The organism is Phormidium tenue FACHB-1052 (genome assembly GCF_014696675.1).
Taxonomy (GTDB): domain Bacteria; phylum Cyanobacteriota; class Cyanobacteriia; order Phormidesmidales; family Phormidesmidaceae; genus Nodosilinea; species Nodosilinea tenuis_A.
Window position 1 is genome coordinate 240,358 of record NZ_JACJQN010000004.1, and the last position, 20,804, is coordinate 261,161.

Annotated in this window: 10 protein-coding genes; 8 read left to right on the forward strand and 2 right to left on the reverse strand. The window is 57.2% G+C overall.

Features of this window, described 5'->3' with window-relative positions; all coding sequences use genetic code 11:
• Positions 1 to 34: 34 nt before the first annotated feature.
• The 3 genes from argS (at position 35) to H6G07_RS08505 (ending at position 6,649) form a co-directional block, all read left to right on the forward strand.
• Positions 35 to 1,792, forward strand: coding sequence for an arginine--tRNA ligase (gene argS, locus H6G07_RS08495; RefSeq protein WP_073607793.1), 1,758 nt, complete (start codon positions 35 to 37; stop codon positions 1,790 to 1,792).
• Between the two features lie 415 nt (positions 1,793 to 2,207).
• The gene (locus H6G07_RS08500) at positions 2,208 to 5,456 is read left to right on the forward strand and encodes an MHYT domain-containing protein (protein WP_190740702.1); all 3,249 of its coding nucleotides are present in this window, start codon (positions 2,208 to 2,210) and stop codon (positions 5,454 to 5,456) included.
• 8 nt (positions 5,457 to 5,464) lie between these two features.
• Positions 5,465 to 6,649 carry an adenylate/guanylate cyclase domain-containing protein gene (locus H6G07_RS08505; protein WP_073607791.1) on the forward strand — a complete coding sequence of 395 codons (1,185 nt, stop codon included), beginning with the start codon at positions 5,465 to 5,467 and terminating at the stop codon, positions 6,647 to 6,649.
• Positions 6,650 to 6,799: 150 nt separating this feature from the next.
• On the opposite strand, the gene pyrG is transcribed toward H6G07_RS08505, so the two are convergent.
• Together pyrG and hisD are read right to left on the reverse strand one after the other, a co-directional pair.
• The gene (gene pyrG, locus H6G07_RS08510) at positions 6,800 to 8,446 is read right to left on the reverse strand and encodes a CTP synthase (protein WP_073607790.1); all 1,647 of its coding nucleotides are present in this window, start codon (positions 8,444 to 8,446) and stop codon (positions 6,800 to 6,802) included.
• A gap of 97 nt (positions 8,447 to 8,543) precedes the next feature.
• Entirely contained in the window at positions 8,544 to 9,866 is a 1,323-nt protein-coding gene (hisD, locus tag H6G07_RS08515; protein ID WP_073607789.1) for a histidinol dehydrogenase, read from the reverse strand.
• A gap of 227 nt (positions 9,867 to 10,093) precedes the next feature.
• Here hisD and rpsT point away from each other — a divergent pair, with 227 nt between their 5' ends.
• The 5 genes from rpsT to H6G07_RS08540 all read left to right on the forward strand — a co-directional run bounded on the left by rpsT (position 10,094) and on the right by H6G07_RS08540 (position 20,717).
• Complete coding sequence (gene rpsT / locus H6G07_RS08520; RefSeq protein WP_073607788.1) at positions 10,094 to 10,396, forward strand: 30S ribosomal protein S20; 303 nt, start codon at positions 10,094 to 10,096, stop codon at positions 10,394 to 10,396.
• A gap of 50 nt (positions 10,397 to 10,446) precedes the next feature.
• Positions 10,447 to 11,289, forward strand: a complete 843-nt coding sequence (locus H6G07_RS08525; RefSeq protein WP_073607787.1) for a TatD family hydrolase — start codon at positions 10,447 to 10,449, stop codon at positions 11,287 to 11,289.
• A 106-nt stretch (positions 11,290 to 11,395) separates the two neighbouring features.
• The gene (gene rpoB, locus H6G07_RS08530) at positions 11,396 to 14,704 is read left to right on the forward strand and encodes a DNA-directed RNA polymerase subunit beta (protein ID WP_073607786.1); all 3,309 of its coding nucleotides are present in this window, start codon (positions 11,396 to 11,398) and stop codon (positions 14,702 to 14,704) included.
• Between the two features lie 102 nt (positions 14,705 to 14,806).
• Entirely contained in the window at positions 14,807 to 16,681 is a 1,875-nt protein-coding gene (locus H6G07_RS26665; RefSeq protein ID WP_073607785.1) for a DNA-directed RNA polymerase subunit gamma, read from the forward strand.
• Between the two features lie 55 nt (positions 16,682 to 16,736).
• Positions 16,737 to 20,717, forward strand: coding sequence for a DNA-directed RNA polymerase subunit beta' (locus tag H6G07_RS08540; RefSeq protein WP_073607784.1), 3,981 nt, complete (start codon positions 16,737 to 16,739; stop codon positions 20,715 to 20,717).
• Positions 20,718 to 20,804 lie beyond the last annotated feature (87 nt).

Consider the following 20,804-nt stretch of genomic DNA (forward strand, 5'->3'; position numbering starts at 1 on the left):
ATTATTTTGGAGCGCAACGGGGTTAGAACACACCATGAAGTCTACACTTGCACAACTTACCGCCCGGTTTGACCAGGCTTTGGTCGCCGCCTTTGGTGCAGACCTAGCGGGTACCGACCCCATGCTGGTGGCCACCAGTAACCCTAAGTTTGGCGACTACCAGGCCAACTTGGCCATGTCGCTCGCCAAGCCACTCAAGGGAAATCCTAGGGCGATCGCCGCCCAAATCGTCGAGCAGCTCGACATCAGCGACCTCTGCGAACCGCCCGAAATTGCTGGCCCCGGCTTTATCAACCTACGCTTCAAAACGGCCTATTTAGAAGACCAGCTGCGGGCGATGCAGGCCGACCCTCGCCTAGGAGTAGAGCCTGTGAAGACTCCCCAAAAAGTAATTGTCGATTTCTCTAGCCCCAACATTGCCAAAGAAATGCACGTGGGGCATCTGCGATCGACCATCATCGGCGACTCCATTGCCCGGGTGCAGGAGTTCATGGGCAACGACGTACTGCGACTCAACCACGTGGGCGATTGGGGCACCCAGTTCGGCATGCTGATTACCCATCTCAAGGAAGCCTGTCCCGAGGCACTAGAAGCTGACTCCAAGGTCGATATTGGCGACCTGGTAGCTTTCTACAAGCAGGCTAAAAAACGTTTTGATGACGACGACAACTTCAGAACCCGTTCCCGTGAGGCGGTAGTAGGGTTGCAGGCGGGGGATGCGATCGCCACCAAAGCCTGGCAAACCCTTTGCAACCAGTCTCGCCACGAGTTCCAAAAGCTCTACGATCGCCTCGACATCCAAATCCAAGAGCGCGGCGAATCCTTCTACAATCCCCTGCTAGCCGACGTAGTGAAGGACTTGGCATCCCTTGGGCTGCTGGTGGAAGATCAAGGGGCCAAAGTAGTTTTTGCCGACGGGTTTACCAACAAAGACGGCGACCCACTGCCGCTGATCATCCAAAAAACCGACGGCGGTTACAACTATGCCACCACTGACTTAGCTGCCATCCGCTACCGCACCCAGCAGGATGGGGCGGAGCGGGTGCTCTACGTAGTAGATGCGGGACAGGGCAGCCACTTTGCCCAGGTCTTTCAAGTCGCGGCCAAAGCAGGGTGGATTCCCGACGGCGTCGAGCTGACCCACGTGCCCTTTGGCGTAGTGCAAGGTGAGGACGGTAAAAAGTTTAAAACTCGCTCCGGCGATACGGTGAAGCTGAAGGATCTGCTGGATGAAGCGGTCAGCCGCGCCCGCACCGACCTGGAGTCTCGCATTCAAGCCGAAGAGCGGCAGGAAACGGAGGAATTTATTCAAGACGTGGCCGAAGCGGTGGGCCTGGGTGCGGTCAAGTACGCCGATCTGAGCCAAAACCGCACCAGCAACTACATCTTTAGCTTTGACAAAATGCTGGCGCTGGCAGGCAACACTGCCCCCTACATGCTCTACGCCTACGTGCGCGTGCAGGGCATTAGCCGCAAGGGCGACATCGACTTCGACCACCTGCCCGCCGAAGCCCGCATCCACCTAGAAGACGACAGCGAGTTTGCCCTTGCCCGCCACCTGCTCCAGCTCGACGAGGTGCTGGAAGAGGTAGCGCAGGATTTATACCCCAGTCGCCTCTGTCAGTACCTATTTGAGCTGAGCCAAAAGTTCAACCAATTCTACGATCGCTGTTCTGTGCTTCAGGCCGCAGAACCCCAGCGCACCTCGCGCCTGCTGCTCTGTGATCTAACGGCCAAAACTCTGAACCTGGGCCTTTCACTATTGGGCATTCGGGTGCTAGAGCGCATGTAGTTTTGGAACTAGGATTGATGGCATCTTCCTAAAGGGAGGGGGCAAACATCCTAAAACATGTTTTCCTCAAGATGGGGGCGAAATTACGGAGATTCAGCATAAATGCTGAATGTATATCTTTAGGTCAAAACGATAATTTAGTTCTCCATAACCAACTACTGTTTCCCTCGGCGAAAGGCATAGCAAGCCTTAAAATTAGGGTGTTGTGGTGCGTTTATTAACTTAGCTAAGGCTCGGTTTATCAAAATTTTGTTATTCCGAAAGAATTGTGCTCTTCGACACAAAAGAGTGGTGAGGGTACAGGGAGTTCGGGAAAGATAGATGTGCATCTAGGCAATTCTATGTTTAGTCTTCGGTTGAAACTACCACGATGGCCTATACGGTTGTTGGTCATTACAACGCTGGTTTAGTCTGCTTGTCTTTCGGAATTGCCATTCTGGCCTCATACACCACGCTGAGTCTAGGGCAGCAAATTTTGGCCGCAACAGGATGGCGGCAGTGGCCTTGGCTGACGGGCGGTGCCCTAGCCATGGGCACCGGCATTTGGGCTACCCACTTTGTGGCCATGCTGGCCTTTGAGCTACCGCTGTCGGTCAACTACGATCTGCTCATTACTGGGCTCTCGTTAGTGTATGCGGTGCTGGCGGCGGGGGTGGCCCTAGGGTTGGTCAGCCGCATCGGCTTTAGCTGGTCGAGTCTGAGCGCGGCGGGCATTGTGATGGGGCTAGCGATCGCCTGGATGCATTACACGGGCATGGCCGCGATGGAGATGCCCGCCCACATGAGCTTTCGGTGGCCCCTAGTGGGGCTGTCGGTAGCCGTTGCCATTCTGGCTTCGACGGCTGCCCTGGGCTTAAGCCTCCAGGCGCGTCGCCGATCTAAACCGGGCGATCGCTGGCTCGCCCCCCTGGCAGTACTAGTTTTGGGCTTGGGAATTGGCGGCCTACACTACATCGGCATGGCGGGGACAGTGTTTTTAGTCAGCTCCACCCCCATAGAAGTCGCTGGAGTTTGGCCAGATTTAGAGGGGCGCTGGCTGGCGCTAGCGGTCGGGTTGGGGGCGGGGCTGATTTTGCTGAGCATTCTCGTCACCCTGAGAATTAACCAGCGCCTCACTCGGCAGCGCCTGCAAACGGAGGCGCTATCCCAAAGTGAACTCCGCTTTCGTATCCTGATTCGCGAGATGGGGGTAGGGGCACTGCTGCTCAACCCCAAGGCCGAGATTTTAATTAGCAATCGGGCAGCCCAGCAGTTTTTGCTGCTGCCCACAGCCGATGGTGCGCCTCTGGTGTTTGGTCAGGCGGGGATAATTTGCCGCGAAGATGGCACCCCCTTTACGCCCAATGACCTGCCGGTGCAGCAGGCCATTGCCCATAAGACCCCGATCGGGGACGTGATTATGGGGGTAAGGGCCGCGATCGCCGACCCACCGCGATGGCTGCTGGTCAATGTTGACCCCCAGCTCAACGAGGTCGGCAACATCGAACGGGTGGTCTGCACCTGTAGCGACATCACGATTCAAAAGCAGGCCGAAGACGCCGTGCGAGCGGTGGCCAACCGCGAAAAGGCGGTCATTCGCATTGTGCAACGCATGCGCCAAACTCTCGATTTAGAGACGATTTTTGCCGCCACTACCCAAGAACTTCAGCAGGCGATCGGCTGCGATCGCGCCTGGATCTATCGTTTTAATGACAACTGGAGTGGCTCTGTTGTGGCCGAAGCCCTCGCTGACCCCATGGCCCCCTCGACTGTGGCCGATCCGGCCACGGGGCAATCGCTGCTCGATCGCGATGACTGTGGTGCTCGTGAGATGCAAAACAGCGGCTTTGACGAGGGCTATCTGCTGTTAGAAGACACCTACCTCCAAGAAACCCAAGCCGAAACCTACCGCCAAGACCGCACCTACCACCGCGTTAACGATATCTACGACGAAGGATTCGACAGCTGCTATCTAGAGTTTTTAGAGCGTTGGCAGATCCGCGCCTACGTCATCGTGCCGATTTTTGCGGGCAGCCAGCTCTGGGGGCTACTCGGGGTTTATGCCCACCACCAGGTTCGCACCTGGACTCGCCACGAGGTGAAAATGGTGCTTCAGGTAGGAGCACAGTTGGGTACCGCCGTACAACAGGCCAACCTGCTGCGCAAAACCCAGCAGCAGGCCCAGGCCCTAGAAATTGCCAAGCGCGCCGCCGATGCCGCCAGCCAGGCTAAGGGCGATTTCTTGGCCAGCATGAGCCATGAACTGCGCACGCCCCTCAATGCCATTTTGGGCTTCACCCAAATCCTGCATGACGACGACAGCCTCAGCGACGACCACCGCGACTTAATTGCCATCGTGAATCGCAGCGGCAATCACCTGCTGGGGTTAATCAACAATGTGCTGTCCCTAGCCAAAATTGAGGCCAACAAAATTAGCCTCGACGAAGCGGCCTTCGATCTGCACTATCTCCTTCAGTCCGTAGACGATATGTTGCAGCTCAAGGCTGAGGCCAAGGGCATTCGCCTTGAGGTGGTTCAGCCGCCGCCGCTGGCCCATCGGCTGTGGGCCGACGAGGGTAAGCTGCGACAAATTTTGATCAACCTAATCAGCAACGCCATCAAATTTACGGCCCAGGGCCGCGTCACCGTGCGATCGCGCCTGCGGGGTAGTGCCCTGATGCTCGACAGCGGTGACAGCAAAACCCACTGGCTCGAAATTACGGTGCAAGATACCGGCGTCGGCATCGACGCCGACGAGCTTTCTTACCTGTTTCAGCCCTTTGAGCAAACTCAATCGGGGCGACGCTCCGCCGAGGGTACAGGGCTGGGCCTATCGCTGAGCAGCAACTTTGCCCAACTCATGGGGGGCACCATAGCGGTCACCAGCCTGCCCAGTAAGGGCTCTACCTTTACCCTGAGTCTCCCCGTCGGGGCGGTGACCACAGCCCTGCTCGAACCCACTAAGGCAGAACGGTCAGTTGTGCATCTAGCCCCCCATCAGCCTCACTACCGCATCTTGGTCGCAGACGACGTGGCCGAAAGCCGCCGCCTCATGCGCCACTGGTTAGAAGGGGTTGGGTTTGAAGTCCGCGAAGCCAGCCAGGGGGAAGAAGCGATCGCGTTGTGGACAACCTGGCAACCCCACCTCATCTGCCTCGATATGCGGATGCCCGTACTCGACGGCTATGGCGTAGCTCGCCAGCTGCGCCAGCTACCCGGCGGGAGCGCTACGGTCATTGTTGCCGTTACCGCTAGCGTGTTTGAAGAGCAGCAGTCAGACTGCATCGCAGCGGGTTGTAATGCTGTGTTGCCCAAGCCCCTCCAGCGCAATCAGCTACTAGAACAGATTGGTTGCAGCCTTAACCTCATCTACCAATACGCCGAAGTCGGGCATGCCGACGATAAAACAGATACCGTTAGCCTCCATGGTGTTGACGGACACAGCTCAAGCAGAGACCAACGCCCCCTTAGCCAAGCCGATTTCAAGACTCTAGCCCCCGACTGGCTGGCTCAAATTCACCAGGCAGCTCAAGCCGCCAACGATCGTCAGGTTCGCCAGCTAATTGCTCAACTTCCCGCCGAGCAGAAGGTTCTGGCCCAGCGGCTAGACCGCCTAGTAAACGATTTTCGCCTCGATGTCATTATCGACCTGACGGCTGTTCCTACCGCACCCGTTTCCCTGTAGATCCACCTATGATTACCGCCGAACCCCACACTAACCAGGATGTAGATATTCTGCTAGTAGACGATATCCCCGACAATCTGCGGGTGTTGTCCACCATTCTTGAAATCGAAGGCTATCGCTGTCGCAAGGCCATCAGCGGGGCTTTGGCACTCAACGCCATTGCCCTCGCCCCGCCCGATCTGATTTTGCTCGACATCACCATGCCCACCATGGATGGCTTTGCCGTGTGTCGCCAACTCAAAGCCAACCCCACCACCCAAAGCATTCCGGTGATTTTTCTCACGGCTCGTGATGCGGAAGCTGAAAAAGAGCAGGCCTTTCAACTGGGGGCGGCAGATTATATCGTCAAGCCGTTTATGGCCTATGAGGTACTGCTGCGGGTCAAGCACCAGCTAGCCCTGCGGCGGCAGCAGCTAATGCTTGAAGCTCAAAATCAGCAGCTCCAGGCCGAAATTAAAGAGCGCCAGCTAGCCGAAGCAGAACTGCGTCGCCAGCGCCAGCGCTCCGAAGAGCTGCTGACCAATGTGCTGCCCTTTCAAATTGCCCAGCGATTGAAGGAACGGGAGCAGGCGATCGCCGATCACTTCGACGGTGTCACTATTCTGTTTGCCGACATTGTGGACTTTAGCACTGTGGCCGCCAAACTCACCCCCTGCGAGCTGGTGCAGTTGCTCAACCGCATGTTTTCTCGGTTTGACGAGCTGGCCTCCCTCTACAAGCTCGAAAAAATCAAAACCATCGGCGATGCCTACATGGTGGCGGCGGGGGTACCTACACCGCGCCCTGACCATGCCCAGGCGATCGCTCGCATGGCTCTCGATATGCAGACGACCATCCGCGACTTTCGTCGGCCCGATGGTCGGCCTTTTGAGCTACGCATTGGCATCAACTCGGGCAGCGTAGTGGCCGGAGTGATCGGCATTCGCAAGTTTATCTATGACCTCTGGGGCGACACCGTCAATATTGCCAGTTTTATGGAAACCACGGGCGAAGCAGGCAAAATTCAGGTGTCAGAGCTGACCTATGCCCACCTTAAAGACCACTTCACCCTAGAGCCCCGAGGCCCCATTTGCCTCAAGAGTGGCGATAGCATGACTACCTACTGGCTGATCAAACAAGACCAAGACAGCTCTTGCTGCCCCCCGCTGGTCACCCTAGAGTATCCCACCAGTTCAGCACTCTGCTGCGGCTAAAGGCTGCCCGGTTCTGCACGCTGGGTGCCCCTAACCACCCAGCGCCGCTCTTCACCATCGCGACAGAACCGGCACAAAGACCCGACGCTGTTGCGCTGGTCAACAGCCCTGACTAGCGCTGGGCTGATCGCCCAAGGACAGCGAACCGATTTAACCCTCTACAGTTGCCCCAACTTCCAGCGGCACTGGGGTATGTGACACCGTAGTTCCTAGGGCAGCATCAACCAAGCCTAAAAACAGCGGGTGAGGGGCACTGGGGCGTGACTGAAACTCAGGGTGAAACTGGCTAGCAATAAAGAATGGATGGCTAGGCAGCTCAATAATTTCCACTAGACGACCGTCAGGGGAAGTGCCGCTGACCTGATACCCCGATTCTAGAAATAGGTTGCGGTAGGCGTTGTTAAACTCGTAGCGGTGGCGATGGCGCTCGTAGACCACCTCCTCGCCATAGAGACGGCTGGCCAAGGTGTCGGGGGCAAGACGGCAGGGATATAGCCCCAGGCGCATGGTGCCGCCCAAGTCAACCACGTCCTGTTGCTCAGGCAGCAGGCTAATCACCGGGTTAGGAGTCTCCGGGGAGAATTCTGAGCTATCGGCCCCTTCTAGGTGAGCAACATTGCAGGCCCACTCCACCACCGAGCACTGCATGCCCAGGCACAGCCCCAAAAAGGGAATACCTCGCTCTCGGGCATACCGAATAGCCTGCACCTTGCCGTCAATACCTCGAGAGCCAAACCCCCCCGGCACCAAAATGCCGTTAATGCCGCTCAAGTGAGCATCGGGGCCGTTAACTTCAATGTCTTCGGAGTTGATCCAGCGGACGTTGAGGGCAGCCCGATGGGCGATCGCCGCGTGGCGCAGGGCCTCCACCACCGACAAATAGGCATCGTTGAGGCTGACGTACTTACCGACAATGGCAATATCGACTGGACGACTGGAGCTGTAGAGCCCTTCTACTAGGGTTTCCCACTGACCCAGGTGGGGCTGACGCTGATCGAGGGCAAGAATCTTGATAGCCTGATGGGCCAACCCCTCGTGCTCTAACTTGAGGGGCACCTCATAGATGCTGCTGGCATCTTGACAGGTGATCACCGCCTCGGCGGGCACGTCACAGAACTCAGCGATTTTTTCCTTCATCGGCTGGGGCAAGGCGCACTCGCAGCGGCACACCAAAATATCAGGCTGGATGCCGATGGAACGCAGCTCCTTCACCGAGTGCTGGGTGGGCTTGGTCTTAAGCTCTCCCGCCGAGGCGATCCAGGGCACCAGGGTGACGTGCATGTAGAGCACATCTTGACGCCCCACGTCTTTACGAAACTGGCGAATCGCCTCTAAAAAAGGCAGTGACTCAATGTCGCCCACGGTGCCGCCGATCTCAGTAATCACCACATCGGGGTTGGTATTGCGCGCCACCCGGTGAATCCGCTCTTTAATCTCATTGGTGATGTGGGGAATTACCTGCACCGTGCCCCCCTGGTAGTCACCCCGCCGCTCTCGGTTGATCACCGCCTGGTAAATCGACCCGGTGGTGACGCTGTTCAGTCTCGACATGGCGGTGTCGGTAAAGCGTTCGTAGTGGCCCAGGTCGAGATCGGTCTCAGCCCCGTCTTCGGTAACAAATACCTCCCCATGCTGAAAGGGACTCATGGTGCCGGGGTCAACATTGATATAGGGATCGAGCTTCAGAATGGAAACAGAATAGTCGCGCGACTTGAGCAACCGCCCCAGGCTTGATGCCACAATGCCTTTGCCGATGCTCGACACCACGCCGCCGGTTACAAATACAAACTTCGTCATAGCAGCTCAACCCAGACCCCAGAAGCGTGAACCCGTTAATTGTGCCACAGGCACCAGGCACCCCGCCTATCTTTAACCATTGGGTTCGGGTGCGTTGTTATAGGCTAGGGGCACCGTCGCTGCTATCAGGCTGCACTCGCCGCTGCACTGAGTCGCCGTGGGAGGGCAGCCCTTCAGTTTCAGTCAGTACAGCGATCGCCTCTGCCACTCCCCGAAGTGCCTCTGGCGAATACTGCATCAGGCTAGAGTGCTTCATGAACGTTTCAGTGGACAGGGGTGAAGCGTAGCGGGCAGCCCCAGAGGTGGGCAAGGTGTGGTTGGGTCCAGCCAAATAATCACCCACCGCTTCCGGGGTCGAGTGCCCCAAAAAGATTGCTCCAGCGTGGCGAACATGCTCCAGCAAATCCCAGGGTTCGGCGACCTCCAGCTGAAGGTGCTCGGGCGCAAAGCCATTGGAAAGGTCGGCGGCTAGCTCCAGGCTATCGACAACAACTGCCAGACCATAGTTTGCGATCGCCTTTTCCGTCAACGTCTGGCGCGGATGGCCCAGGAGCTGTCGATCGACCTCAGCTGCCACCGCTTCAGCTAGAGCGGCACTGGTAGTAATCAAAATCGCTGCCGCGATCGGGTCATGTTCAGCCTGCGCCAGCAGATCGGCTGCCACATGGGCTGGGTTGGCGGTATGGTCAGCAATGACCAACACTTCCGAAGGCCCTGCTAGGGAATCGATGCCCACCGTCCCAAACACCAGCTTTTTAGCCAGCGTCACATAGATATTGCCGGGGCCGGTAATCACATCCACCGCCGGAATCGTTTCGGTACCATAGGCTAGAGCTGCGATCGCCTGAGCTCCTCCAACCCGATAGATCTCCGTGATCCCAGCCTCCTGGGCCGCAACCAACACAGCTGGGTTGACCGTGCCAGTCTTACTGGGCGGAGTCACCATAACTATTTTGGGTACCCCAGCCACCCGAGCCGGAATGGCATTCATAATCACGGTGCTCGGATAGGAAGCGCGCCCACCAGGCACGTAGAGCCCGGCTCGATCGACAGGGGTATAGCGCTTACCGAGTACTACCCCATTGTCCTCAAACCGCACCCAGCTTTGGGGCACTCGCTGACGATGAAATGACTCTACATTTTTACAGGCCAGACGAATCGCATCCAGCAGGCCCTTGCTGACCTGTTGATAGGCCGTATCCAGTTCCGCTCCCGAAAAGCGCAAACCCTCGGCTGCCAGGATAACACCGTCAAAATCCGCTGTGTACTGCAACAGCGCCTGGTCTCCCTGGCGACGAACCGCATGCAAAATCTCTCGAACTGTTGCTTCCTTGTGAACGACCTGGTCGTCGTGGGTGCGGGCACAGATGCGTTGCAGCTCTGTTCTTGCCTCAGTTAGCTGATGAGTGATGCGGAGCATTACAGCTAGGAATCCCGATAAGCTAGCAAGGTGCAGTTGGCTGGGTTGGCCCTCAAAGGGAAGAGGTAGAATATCCCTGAAAGGCAGTCAACGCCAGCGTTCTAACATCCTAGTCGATCTAAAGACTAATTTGGCAGAAAACCAGTGCATTAAATTACACCGATAGCACTGTTAGGTGCTAACATGTTTTATCCAGTCAATATAATCTTGTTAAGCTAGGGCGAACTGTGGCAAACATTAAGTCTGCACTGAAACGAATTGAAGTTGCCGAGCGCAATCGGCTCCATAACCGATCCTATAAATCGGCGGTTAAAACTTTAACCAAAACCTACCTCGCTGCGATCGAGGCTCATCAGGCTGACCCTAGCCCCGACTCCCTCAAGCAGGTCGAATCGACTATGGCTGCGGCCTACAGCAAGATCGACAAGGCCGTTAAGCGTGGTGTACTTCACCCCAACACAGGGGCACGTAAGAAGTCACGCATAGCGCGGGCACTCAAGGCTCAGGAAGCGGCAGGGGCTGCGTCTTAGGTACCTTTGGGTTGACCTACGCTGCCTACCGTTTTGTCGCTGCATTCCCTATGCCTCTGGTTGATACCCACGTACATCTCAACTTTGAAACGTTCGCTGGGGATCTCGACGAACTAACCCAGGCCTGGCGACAGGCCGGGGTTTCGGCTTTGGTGCATTCCTGCGTAGAGCCGGGAGATTTTTTGGCAATGCAGCGCATTGCCGATCGCATCCCAGAGCTGTTTCTGGCTGTGGGACTCCATCCCCTCGATATGGATAAGTGGAGCATTGCTACGGCAGATCAGATCGCTCAGCTAGCGGCCTCTGACGGTCGAGTCGTCGCCATTGGTGAAACCGGCCTCGATTTTTACAAGGCCGACAATGAAGCCATACAGCGCGAAGCCTTTTGGCAACAGTTGACCATTGCCCATCGCCAAGGTCTACCGGTTATCGTTCACTGTCGAGATGCAGCCTCGGCCACTGCCGAAGTAATTCGAGAGTTTCAGCTCACCATTGGGCCTGTGACTGGTGTAATGCACTGCTGGGCGGGCACCCCAGACGAGACCCAAATGTTTTTAGACTTAGGCTTCTATGTCAGCTTTAGTGGCATCGTTACCTTTAAGAATGCCCATCAGGTAAAGGCTTCAGCCCAGATGGTACCCAGCGATCGACTATTAGTCGAAACCGACTGCCCCTTTCTCACCCCTGAGCCCCACCGCAAGGAGCGACGCAACCAGCCAGCCTTTGTCTATCATGTGGCGACTCACCTAGCCGAGCTACGCCAGGTTGAATTCGAGGCTTTAGCCCAGACCACTACTCATAACGCTGTGACGTTGTTTAACCTACCCAAGTCCCTTGTATTTCCCTCTGCTGATGCCGATACATTTTGTCTTCCGACCCCAGCGGGCGGTTAGGCCGTTAGCTTAATCAGGCGAGGCGATCCGTTCGCTGTTGTCTGCTGTTCAAGACGCGTCGTTGATCTTGGCCAACTGCACCTGGCCAACCTGCACTAGGAGACCCATGACTGAAACCACCGTTTACCAAGCTCCCCCCAACTTTGTCCTGCCCGACCTGGTAGAAATCCAGCGGTCTAGCTTTCGCTGGTTCCTAGAAGAAGGGTTGATCGAAGAGCTGGAAAGCTTTTCTCCTATTACCGACTATACCGGCAAACTTGAGCTGCACTTCCTCGGCAAACAGTACAAGCTCAAAAGCCCCAAGTATGACGTTGATGAAGCCAAGCGGCGGGATGCTACCTACGCCGTGCAGATGTATGTGCCTACCCGGCTAATCAACAAAGAGACCGGGGAGATCAAGGAGCAGGAAGTCTTCATTGGCGATCTGCCTTTAATGACCGATCGCGGCACCTTCATCATCAACGGTGCCGAGCGAGTCATCGTTAACCAGATTGTGCGTAGCCCTGGGGTCTACTACAAGGCTGAGACCGACAAAAACGGTCGCCGCACCTACAACGCCAACCTGATCCCCAACCGGGGGGCCTGGCTCAAGTTTGAGACCGACAAAAACGACCTGGTTTGGGTTCGCATTGACAAAACCCGCAAGCTATCGGCTCAGGTGCTGCTCAAAGCGTTGGGGCTAACCGACAACGAGATCTTCGACTCTCTGCGTCACCCCGACTACTTCCAAAAAACCATTGAGAAAGAGGGCCAGTTCAGCGAAGAAGAGGCTCTGCTAGAGCTGTATCGCAAGCTGCGTCCCGGCGAACCGCCCACCGTGGCGGGCGGTGAGCAGCTGCTACACTCGCGATTCTCTGATCCTAAGCGCTACGACTTGGGTCGGGTGGGTCGTTATAAGCTCAACCGCAAGCTGCGCCTCAACGTGCCCGACGCCACTCGGGTGCTGACTCCCACCGACATTCTGTCGGCGATTGACTACCTGATCAACCTCGAATTTGATATTGGTTCTATCGACGACATCGACCACCTCGGCAACCGCCGGGTGCGCTCCGTGGGTGAGCTGCTGCAAAACCAGGTGCGGGTAGGTCTTAACCGCCTAGAGCGCATCATTCGGGAACGCATGACCGTTTCTGACTCAGACTCACTCACCCCAGCATCTCTGGTCAACCCCAAGCCTCTGGTAGCCGCTATCAAAGAGTTCTTTGGCTCTAGCCAGCTCTCCCAGTTCATGGACCAAACCAACCCTCTGGCGGAGTTGACCCACAAGCGACGCATTAGCGCTCTCGGCCCAGGCGGTCTCACCCGGGAGCGAGCTGGTTTTGCCGTGCGAGATATTCACCCCTCTCACTACGGGCGTATCTGCCCCATTGAGACTCCGGAAGGTCCCAACGCGGGCCTGATTGGCTCTCTAGCTACCCACGCCCGCGTCAATGAGTTCGGATTCATTGAAACCCCCTTCTTCAAGGCTGAGAACGGGCGGGTCTTCAAGGACGTTGAGCCCATCTACATGACCGCCGATGAGGAAGACGATCTGCGGGTCGCCCCTGGTGACATTGCCACCGACGAAAACGGCTACATCATTGGCAGCACAATTCCGGTGCGCTATCGCCAAGATTTCACCACCACCGACTCCACGGAGGTGGACTACGTTGCGGTGTCGCCGGTGCAGATTATCTCTGTGGCTACCTCGCTGATCCCATTTCTGGAGCACGACGACGCCAACCGGGCGCTGATGGGTTCTAACATGCAGCGTCAAGCCGTGCCTCTGCTTCAGCCTGAGCGCCCCTTGGTGGGTACTGGTCTAGAAGCCCAGGCCGCCCGTGACTCGGGCATGGTGATCATCAGCCGCACCGACGGGGAAATTGTCTACCTGGATGCCGATCTGATCAAAGTTCGCGATCCTGAAGGCAACGTCCACGAGTATGAGCTGCAGAAGTACCAGCGCTCCAACCAAGACACCTGTCTCAATCAGCGCCCCATCGTATTCCCTGGAGAAAAAGTGCAGTCGGGTCAGGTGCTAGCGGATGGCTCTGCTACTGAAGGCGGTGAGCTGGCCCTGGGGCAAAATGTTCTGGTCGCATACATGCCCTGGGAGGGCTACAACTACGAGGACGCTATCCTGCTCAGCGAGCGTCTGGTATACGACGATGTCTACACCTCCATTCACGTGGAGAAGTTTGAGATCGAGGCCCGCCAGACCAAGCTTGGCCCCGAGGAAATTACTCGGGAAATTCCCAACGTTGGCGAAGATGCCCTACGTCAGCTTGACGAAACTGGGATCATTCGCATCGGAGCCTGGGTAGAGTCGGGCGACATCCTGGTGGGCAAGGTCACGCCTAAGGGCGAGTCTGACCAGCCCCCCGAGGAAAAGCTGTTACGGGCCATCTTTGGTGAAAAAGCTCGAGATGTGCGCGATAACTCCCTGCGGGTGCCCAACGGGGAGAAAGGCCGGGTCGTCGATGTGCGGGTGTTTACCCGAGAGCAGGGCGATGAGCTTCCCCCCGGTGCCAACATGGTGGTGCGGGTCTATGTGGCCCAGAAGCGCAAGATTCAGGTGGGCGACAAGATGGCTGGTCGCCACGGCAACAAGGGAATTATTTCCCGCATTTTGCCCATTGAAGATATGCCCTACCTGCCCGATGGCACTCCCATTGACATTGCTCTCAACCCGCTTGGGGTACCTTCCCGCATGAATGTGGGGCAGGTGTTTGAGTGCCTGCTGGGCTGGGCTGCCGACAACCTTGATTGTCGCTTCAAGGTGATTCCCTTTGACGAGATGTACGGAGAGGAGGCCTCTCGAAACTCTACCCACGGCAAGCTGATGGAAGCGCGAGAAACCAGCGGCAAAGACTGGATCTTCAATCCTGACGACCCCGGCAAAATTGTGCTGCGGGACGGTCGTACCGGTGAAGCTTTTGACAAGGCAATTACCGTCGGTAGAGCCTACATGCTGAAGCTGGTGCACCTAGTCGACGACAAGATCCACGCCCGTTCTACAGGCCCCTACTCTCTGGTGACTCAGCAGCCTCTGGGTGGTAAGGCCCAGCAGGGTGGTCAGCGCTTTGGAGAAATGGAAGTTTGGGCTCTGGAAGCCTTTGGGGCAGCCTACACCCTCCAGGAGTTGCTGACGGTCAAGTCCGACGATATGCAGGGGCGCAATGAGGCGCTCAATGCGATCGTCAAGGGCAAGTCGATTCCACGTCCTGGTACTCCTGAGTCCTTTAAGGTACTGATGCGAGAGCTACAGTCTCTCTGCTTAGACATTGCGGTGCATAAGGTAGAAACCCGCGAAGACGGCACCAGCCGCGATACCGAGGTGGATCTCATGGCCGACGTCAACAGTCGCCGTACCCCTTCTCGCCCCACCTATGAGTCCATCGCCCGGGATGAAGAGCTAGAGGAAGTAGAAGACTAGCCTATCCCTGATCCGACCCCGGGATTGTATCTGACCCAGTTCCGGAGGTCGGCCTAACCTGCATTGATCAGACCGAGCGCGCTTACAAGGAAAATACCCAGCATGGCCAAGCTAGAACAACGGTTTGACTACGTCAAAATCGGACTCGCCTCCCCAGAACGCATTCGCCAGTGGGGGGAACGCACCCTGCCCAATGGGCAAATTGTGGGTGAGGTAACCAAGCCTGAAACCATCAACTACCGCACGCTTAAGCCCGAAATGGACGGGCTGTTCTGTGAGCGCATCTTTGGCCCCGCCAAGGACTGGGAATGCCACTGTGGCAAGTACAAGCGGGTGCGCCATCGCGGCATTGTGTGTGAGCGCTGCGGTGTAGAGGTGACTGAATCGCGGGTGCGTCGTCACCGCATGGGCTATATCAAGCTGGCCGCTCCGGTGGCCCACGTGTGGTACCTGAAGGGCATTCCTAGCTACATCGCCATTTTGCTCGACATGCCCCTGCGGGACGTAGAGCAGATTGTCTACTTCAACGCCTATGTGGTGCTGGATGCGGGTAATGCCGAGAATCTTAGCTATAAGCAGCTGCTGACTGAAGATCAGTGGATTGAAATTGAAGACCAGCTCTACGACGAAGAGACTGAGCTAGCTGGGGTAGAGGTCGGCATTGGTGCTGAAGCTCTCCAGCGGCTGCTAGAGGATCTGGAGCTAGAAGCCACGGCAGAGAAGCTGCGGGAAGACATCGCCAATTCTAAGGGCCAGAAGCGGGCTAAGTTGATCAAGCGCCTGCGGGTGATCGACAACTTCATCGCCACGGGTTCTAAGACCGAGTGGATGGTGCTGGATGTAATTCCGGTGATCCCACCGGATCTACGGCCTATGGTGCAACTGGACGGTGGCCGTTTTGCGACCTCTGACCTGAACGACCTGTACCGTCGGGTGATTAACCGCAACAACCGACTGGCTCGCCTTCAGGAGATTCTGGCTCCTGAAATTATCGTCCGTAATGAAAAGCGGATGTTGCAAGAGGCAGTGGATGCGCTGATTGACAACGGTCGCCGGGGTCGAACCGTAGTGGGGGCTAACAATCGCCCGCTGAAGTCGCTCTCCGACATTATCGAAGGTAAGCAGGGGCGCTTCCGCCAGAACCTTTTGGGTAAGCGGGTTGATTACTCTGGCCGTTCTGTAATTGTGGTCGGGCCTAAGCTGCAAATTCACCAGTGCGGTTTGCCTCGAGAGATGGCGATCGAACTGTTTCAGCCCTTTGTGATCCACAGGCTGATTCGCCAGGGGCTGGTCAACAACATCAAGGCGGCGAAGAAGCTGATTCAGCACAACGACCCTAGCGTGTGGGACGTGCTGGAAGAGGTGATTGAGAGCCACCCGGTCATGCTCAACCGGGCTCCAACCCTGCACCGTTTGGGGATTCAGGCCTTTGAACCCATCCTAGTGGAAGGGCGAGCGATTCAGCTGCACCCGCTGGTGTGTCCGGCCTTTAACGCTGACTTTGACGGTGACCAGATGGCAGTTCACGTGCCATTGTCCCTTGAGGCCCAGTCGGAGGCACGACTGCTGATGCTGGCTTCGAACAACGTGCTGTCGCCTGCTACGGGTCAGCCCATTATTACCCCGTCACAGGATATGGTGCTGGGCTGCTACTATCTGACAGCGGAAAACCCTGACGCCGTCAAGGGCGAGGGCCACTACTTTGGCAGTATGGAAGACGCCATTATGGCCTTTGAGCAGGGCGTGGTCGATCTTCACTCTAAGGTCTGGCTGCGGTTTGACGGCGAAGTGGAGTCTGACCAGCCTAAGAACATGTCCCCAGAGCGGATGGAGTCTGAGGATGGCAGCATCACCGAAATTTACCCCGATCGCCGGGTGCGGCTAGACAGCGAAGGTAGGTTGATCTCCCAGTACATCAAGACCACGGCGGGCCGCATTATCTACAACAAGGCGGTGCTCGACGCGATCGCAGGCTAGGGACCACTCCACAACACTCGACACAGCACGAACATCACTACACAAGGGCGAAACTATGGCTGAGCAAGGGGCACCTCAAACCTCTCTGACCTTTCGGAACCGGATTATCGATAAGAAGCAGCTCAAAAAGCTGATTTCCTGGTCGTTTACCCACTACGGCACCGCCCGCACGTCGCAGATGGCCGATCGCATCAAAGACTTGGGCTTTAAGTACGCTACCCGGGCTGGAGTTTCCATTAGCGTGGAAGACCTCCAGGTGCCTCAAGAGAAGAAGGCCATGCTGGCTGCGGCTGAAGAAGACATTCGCATTACCGAAGAGCGCTACACTCGGGGTGAAATCACCGAAGTAGAGCGTCTCACTAAGGTGATCGACACCTGGAACGACACCAGCGAAGAGCTGAAAGACCAGGTGGTGAAGAACTTTAAGGAAAACAACCCCCTCAACTCGGTGTACATGATGGCCTTCTCGGGGGCCCGGGGGAACATCTCCCAGGTACGCCAGCTAGTGGGTATGCGCGGTCTGATGGCAAATCCCCAAGGGGAAATTATTGACCTGCCCATTAAAACCAACTTTCGCGAGGGCCTGACCGTTACCGAGTACGTGATCTCCTCCTACGGGGCCCGCAAGGGTCTGGTTGACACGGCGCTGCGAACCGCTGACTCGGGCTATCTCACCCGCCGTCTAGTGGACGTTTCCCAGGATGTGATCATCCGGGAACACGACTGTGGGACGACCCGCGGCATTCCCCTGCGCAGCATGACTGACGGTGAGCGGATCCTGATTCCTTTAGAGAATCGTTTGCTGGGCCGGGTTGTCGCCGAAGATGTGCCACATCCCAAAACCGGCGAGGTGCTGTTGGAGAAAGACCATCCCGTGTCTCCAGAGACAGCGGAAATGCTGGCTGAGGCTGGGGTTGAAGGCGTAGTGGTGCGATCGCCCCTCACCTGCGAAGCCACCCGCTCCGTGTGCCGCCTTTGCTACGGCTGGAGCTTGGCCCACTCTGAAATGGTTGACCTGGGCGAAGCTGTGGGCATCATTGCCGCCCAGTCCATCGGTGAACCTGGCACCCAGATGACCATGCGTACCTTCCACACTGGCGGTACCTTTACTGGCGAAGTAGCGCCCCGCATCCGGGCCAGCAAGGATGGCACTGTGAAGCTGCCTAAAAACCTGAAGACCCGGGCCTTCCGCACCCGCTACGGCGAAGATGCGTTGATGATCGAGTCGAACGCCGACGTGGTGATCGAGGGCAGCGGCAAGAATAAATCTGAATCGCTGCCCCAGGGCACGATTCTGTTTGTCGATGACGGTGAGACCGTACAAAAGGATCAGCTCCTGGCTGAGCTTCCCTCAGCGGGGCGCACGCGCAAGGTGACCGAGAAGGCTACCAAAGACGTGACCTCTGACCTAGCTGGGGAAGTGAAATTTGCCGGCCTAGTGCAGGAAGAAAAAACTGACCGTCAGGGCAACACCACCCGCTTAGCCCAGCGGGGCGGCCTGCTGTGGGTGCTAGCCGGTGACGTCTACAACCTGCCTCCCAGTGCCGAGCCGGTGGTGCGCAACGGTGACTACGTCAATGCCGATGACACCCTAGCCGAAACCAAACTCACCACCGAACGGGGTGGTTTAGTGCGTTTGCCCGAAGCCGACGATGAAAAAGGCACTCGCGAGGTCGAAATCATCACCGCCTCCGTCATGCTTGACCAAGCCCACGTCCGTAAGGAGCAGGGTCAGGGTCGGGAGCACTACTTCATTGAGACCGCCCACGGTCAGCGGTTCTCTCTGATCGCCACGCCGGGGGCCAAGGTCACCAGCGGCCAGGTGATTGCTGAACTCGAAGACGATCGCTTCCACACCCAAACTGGCGGTATCGTGAAGTTTGCCGGGGTCGATGTGGCCAAAAAAGGTAAGGGCAAGCAGGGCTACGAAGTCGTTCAGGGTGGTACCCTGCTGTGGATTCCTGAGGAGGCCCACGAGGTCAACAAAGACATTTCTCTGCTGATGGTAGAAGACGGCCAGTACCTGGAAGCAGGCACCGAGGTCGTTAAAGACATCTTTTGCCAAAACAGCGGTGTGGTCGAAGTTACCCAAAAGAATGACATTCTGCGCGAAATCTTGGTCAAACCCGGCGACATTCACATGGTGGATGCCCCCGAGGATGTAATGGATCGCGATGGCACTTTGGTCAACGCTGGGGAAGAGGTGATGCCGGGTCTGGTAGCCGATGCCCTGCGCTACGTTGAGTACGTCGAAACCCCCGATGGCCCCGCCCTGCTGCTGCGCCCGGTGGAAGAATACGTGGTGCCCAACGAGCCTGCGGTACCCAGCCAGGACAGTGCCGCCGATGCCACCGGTTCGATCAAACTGCGCGCCATCCAGCGAATTCCCTTTAAAGATGGGGAACGGGTGAAGTCAGTGGTTGGAGTTGAGCTGCTGCGCACTCAGCTGGTGCTCGACATCGAAGACGAGTCACCCCACGTGGTGGCCGATATTGAGCTGGTACCCGACGACCAGGATGCCGACCTAATGCGGCTGCAGATGGTGGTGCTCGAAACCCAGGTGATTCGCCGTGATGTGGTAGCTGACCAAACCCAGGGCAGCACCGTCACCCGACTGCTAGTGGAAGATGGCCAGCAGATTGAGCCAGGGGCCGTAGTCGCCCGCACCGAGATTCGCTGTAAAGAGGCGGGTGAGGTGCGCGGTATTCGCGAAGGGCAAGAGGCTGTTCGCCGGGTGCTGGTCGTGCGCGAGTCTGACCGCATGCAGGTCGATCTTCAGGGCAAGGAACCGACGGTGAAGGTGGGTGATCTGGTAGTAGCCGATACTGAACTGGCTCCGGGCCTGACCCACATAGAGTCTGGCCAAGTAACCGCCATTGACGGTGGCCAAATTGCTCTGCGGCTGGCTCGTCCCTACCGGGTATCTACCGGGGCCGTGCTGCACATTGAAGACGGTGACCTGGTGCAGCGGGGTGACAACCTGGTGCTACTGGTGTTTGAGCGGGCTAAAACTGGCGACATCATCCAGGGTCTACCCCGGATTGAGGAGCTGCTGGAGGCTCGCAAACCTAAGGAGGCCTGTGTGCTGTCTGAGCGCCCCGGCAATGCCCAGGTGGTGTATAGCGATGACGAGACTGTGGAGGTCAAAATCATCGAAGACGATGGCGTGGTGACGGAATATCCGATTAGCCCCGGCCAGAATGTGATTGTCTCCGATGGCCAGCGGGTGAACACCGCTGAGCACCTCACCGACGGCCCCGCCAACCCCCACCAGATTCTCGAGGTGTTCTTTAAGTACAACCTCAGCTTGGGTATGGGCATCCATGATGCAGCGCTGGGGGCCTTACAGGAGGTGCAGTCGTTCTTGGTGAACGAGGTGCAGTCGGTGTACCAGTCCCAGGGCATCGACATTTCTGACAAGCACACTGAGGTGATCGTGCGGCAGATGTCGTCGAAGTGCCGCATTGACGACGGCGGTGATACCACTATGCTGCCCGGTGAGCTAGTGGAAATTTACCAGGTGGAGCAAGTGAACGAGGCGATGGCGATCACGGGTGGTGCTCCGGCGGAATACACGCCGGTGCTGCTGGGGATCACGAAAGCGTCGCTGAACACCGATAGCTTCATCTCTGCCGCTAGCTTCCAGGAAACCACCCGGGTGCTGACGGAGGCGGCGATCGAAGGCAAATCGGACTGGCTGCGCGGTCTGAAGGAGAACGTCATCATCGGTCGTTTGATTCCGGCTGGGACGGGCTATAACGCCTATGAGGAGTCCCCAGCACCAGAGCTTGACCAAGCCTATGAGTCGGCTATTTTAGACGACGACCTAGTGCTTCAGGACGTGGTGCTGGACGATTTCACCGCTCGGAGCTATGACCTTGAGGGCAACCTCAGCATGCTCAACGACGATGAGATGATCGGCGGCATGTCGTTGGAAGATGGCACGCCGCGCGGCAACGGTGACTTCCCTGGATTGGGAAACGGCATTGATGTCGATGACGATCTCTTGATTGACGACCAAACCGAAGCCCTCTAGAACGATTAACCTTAAACACCCCGGCTAGCTTAGGTTAGCCGGGGTGTTTTGTATGGGTTGGGTTGTAGGCAAATAGCGATCGCCTCC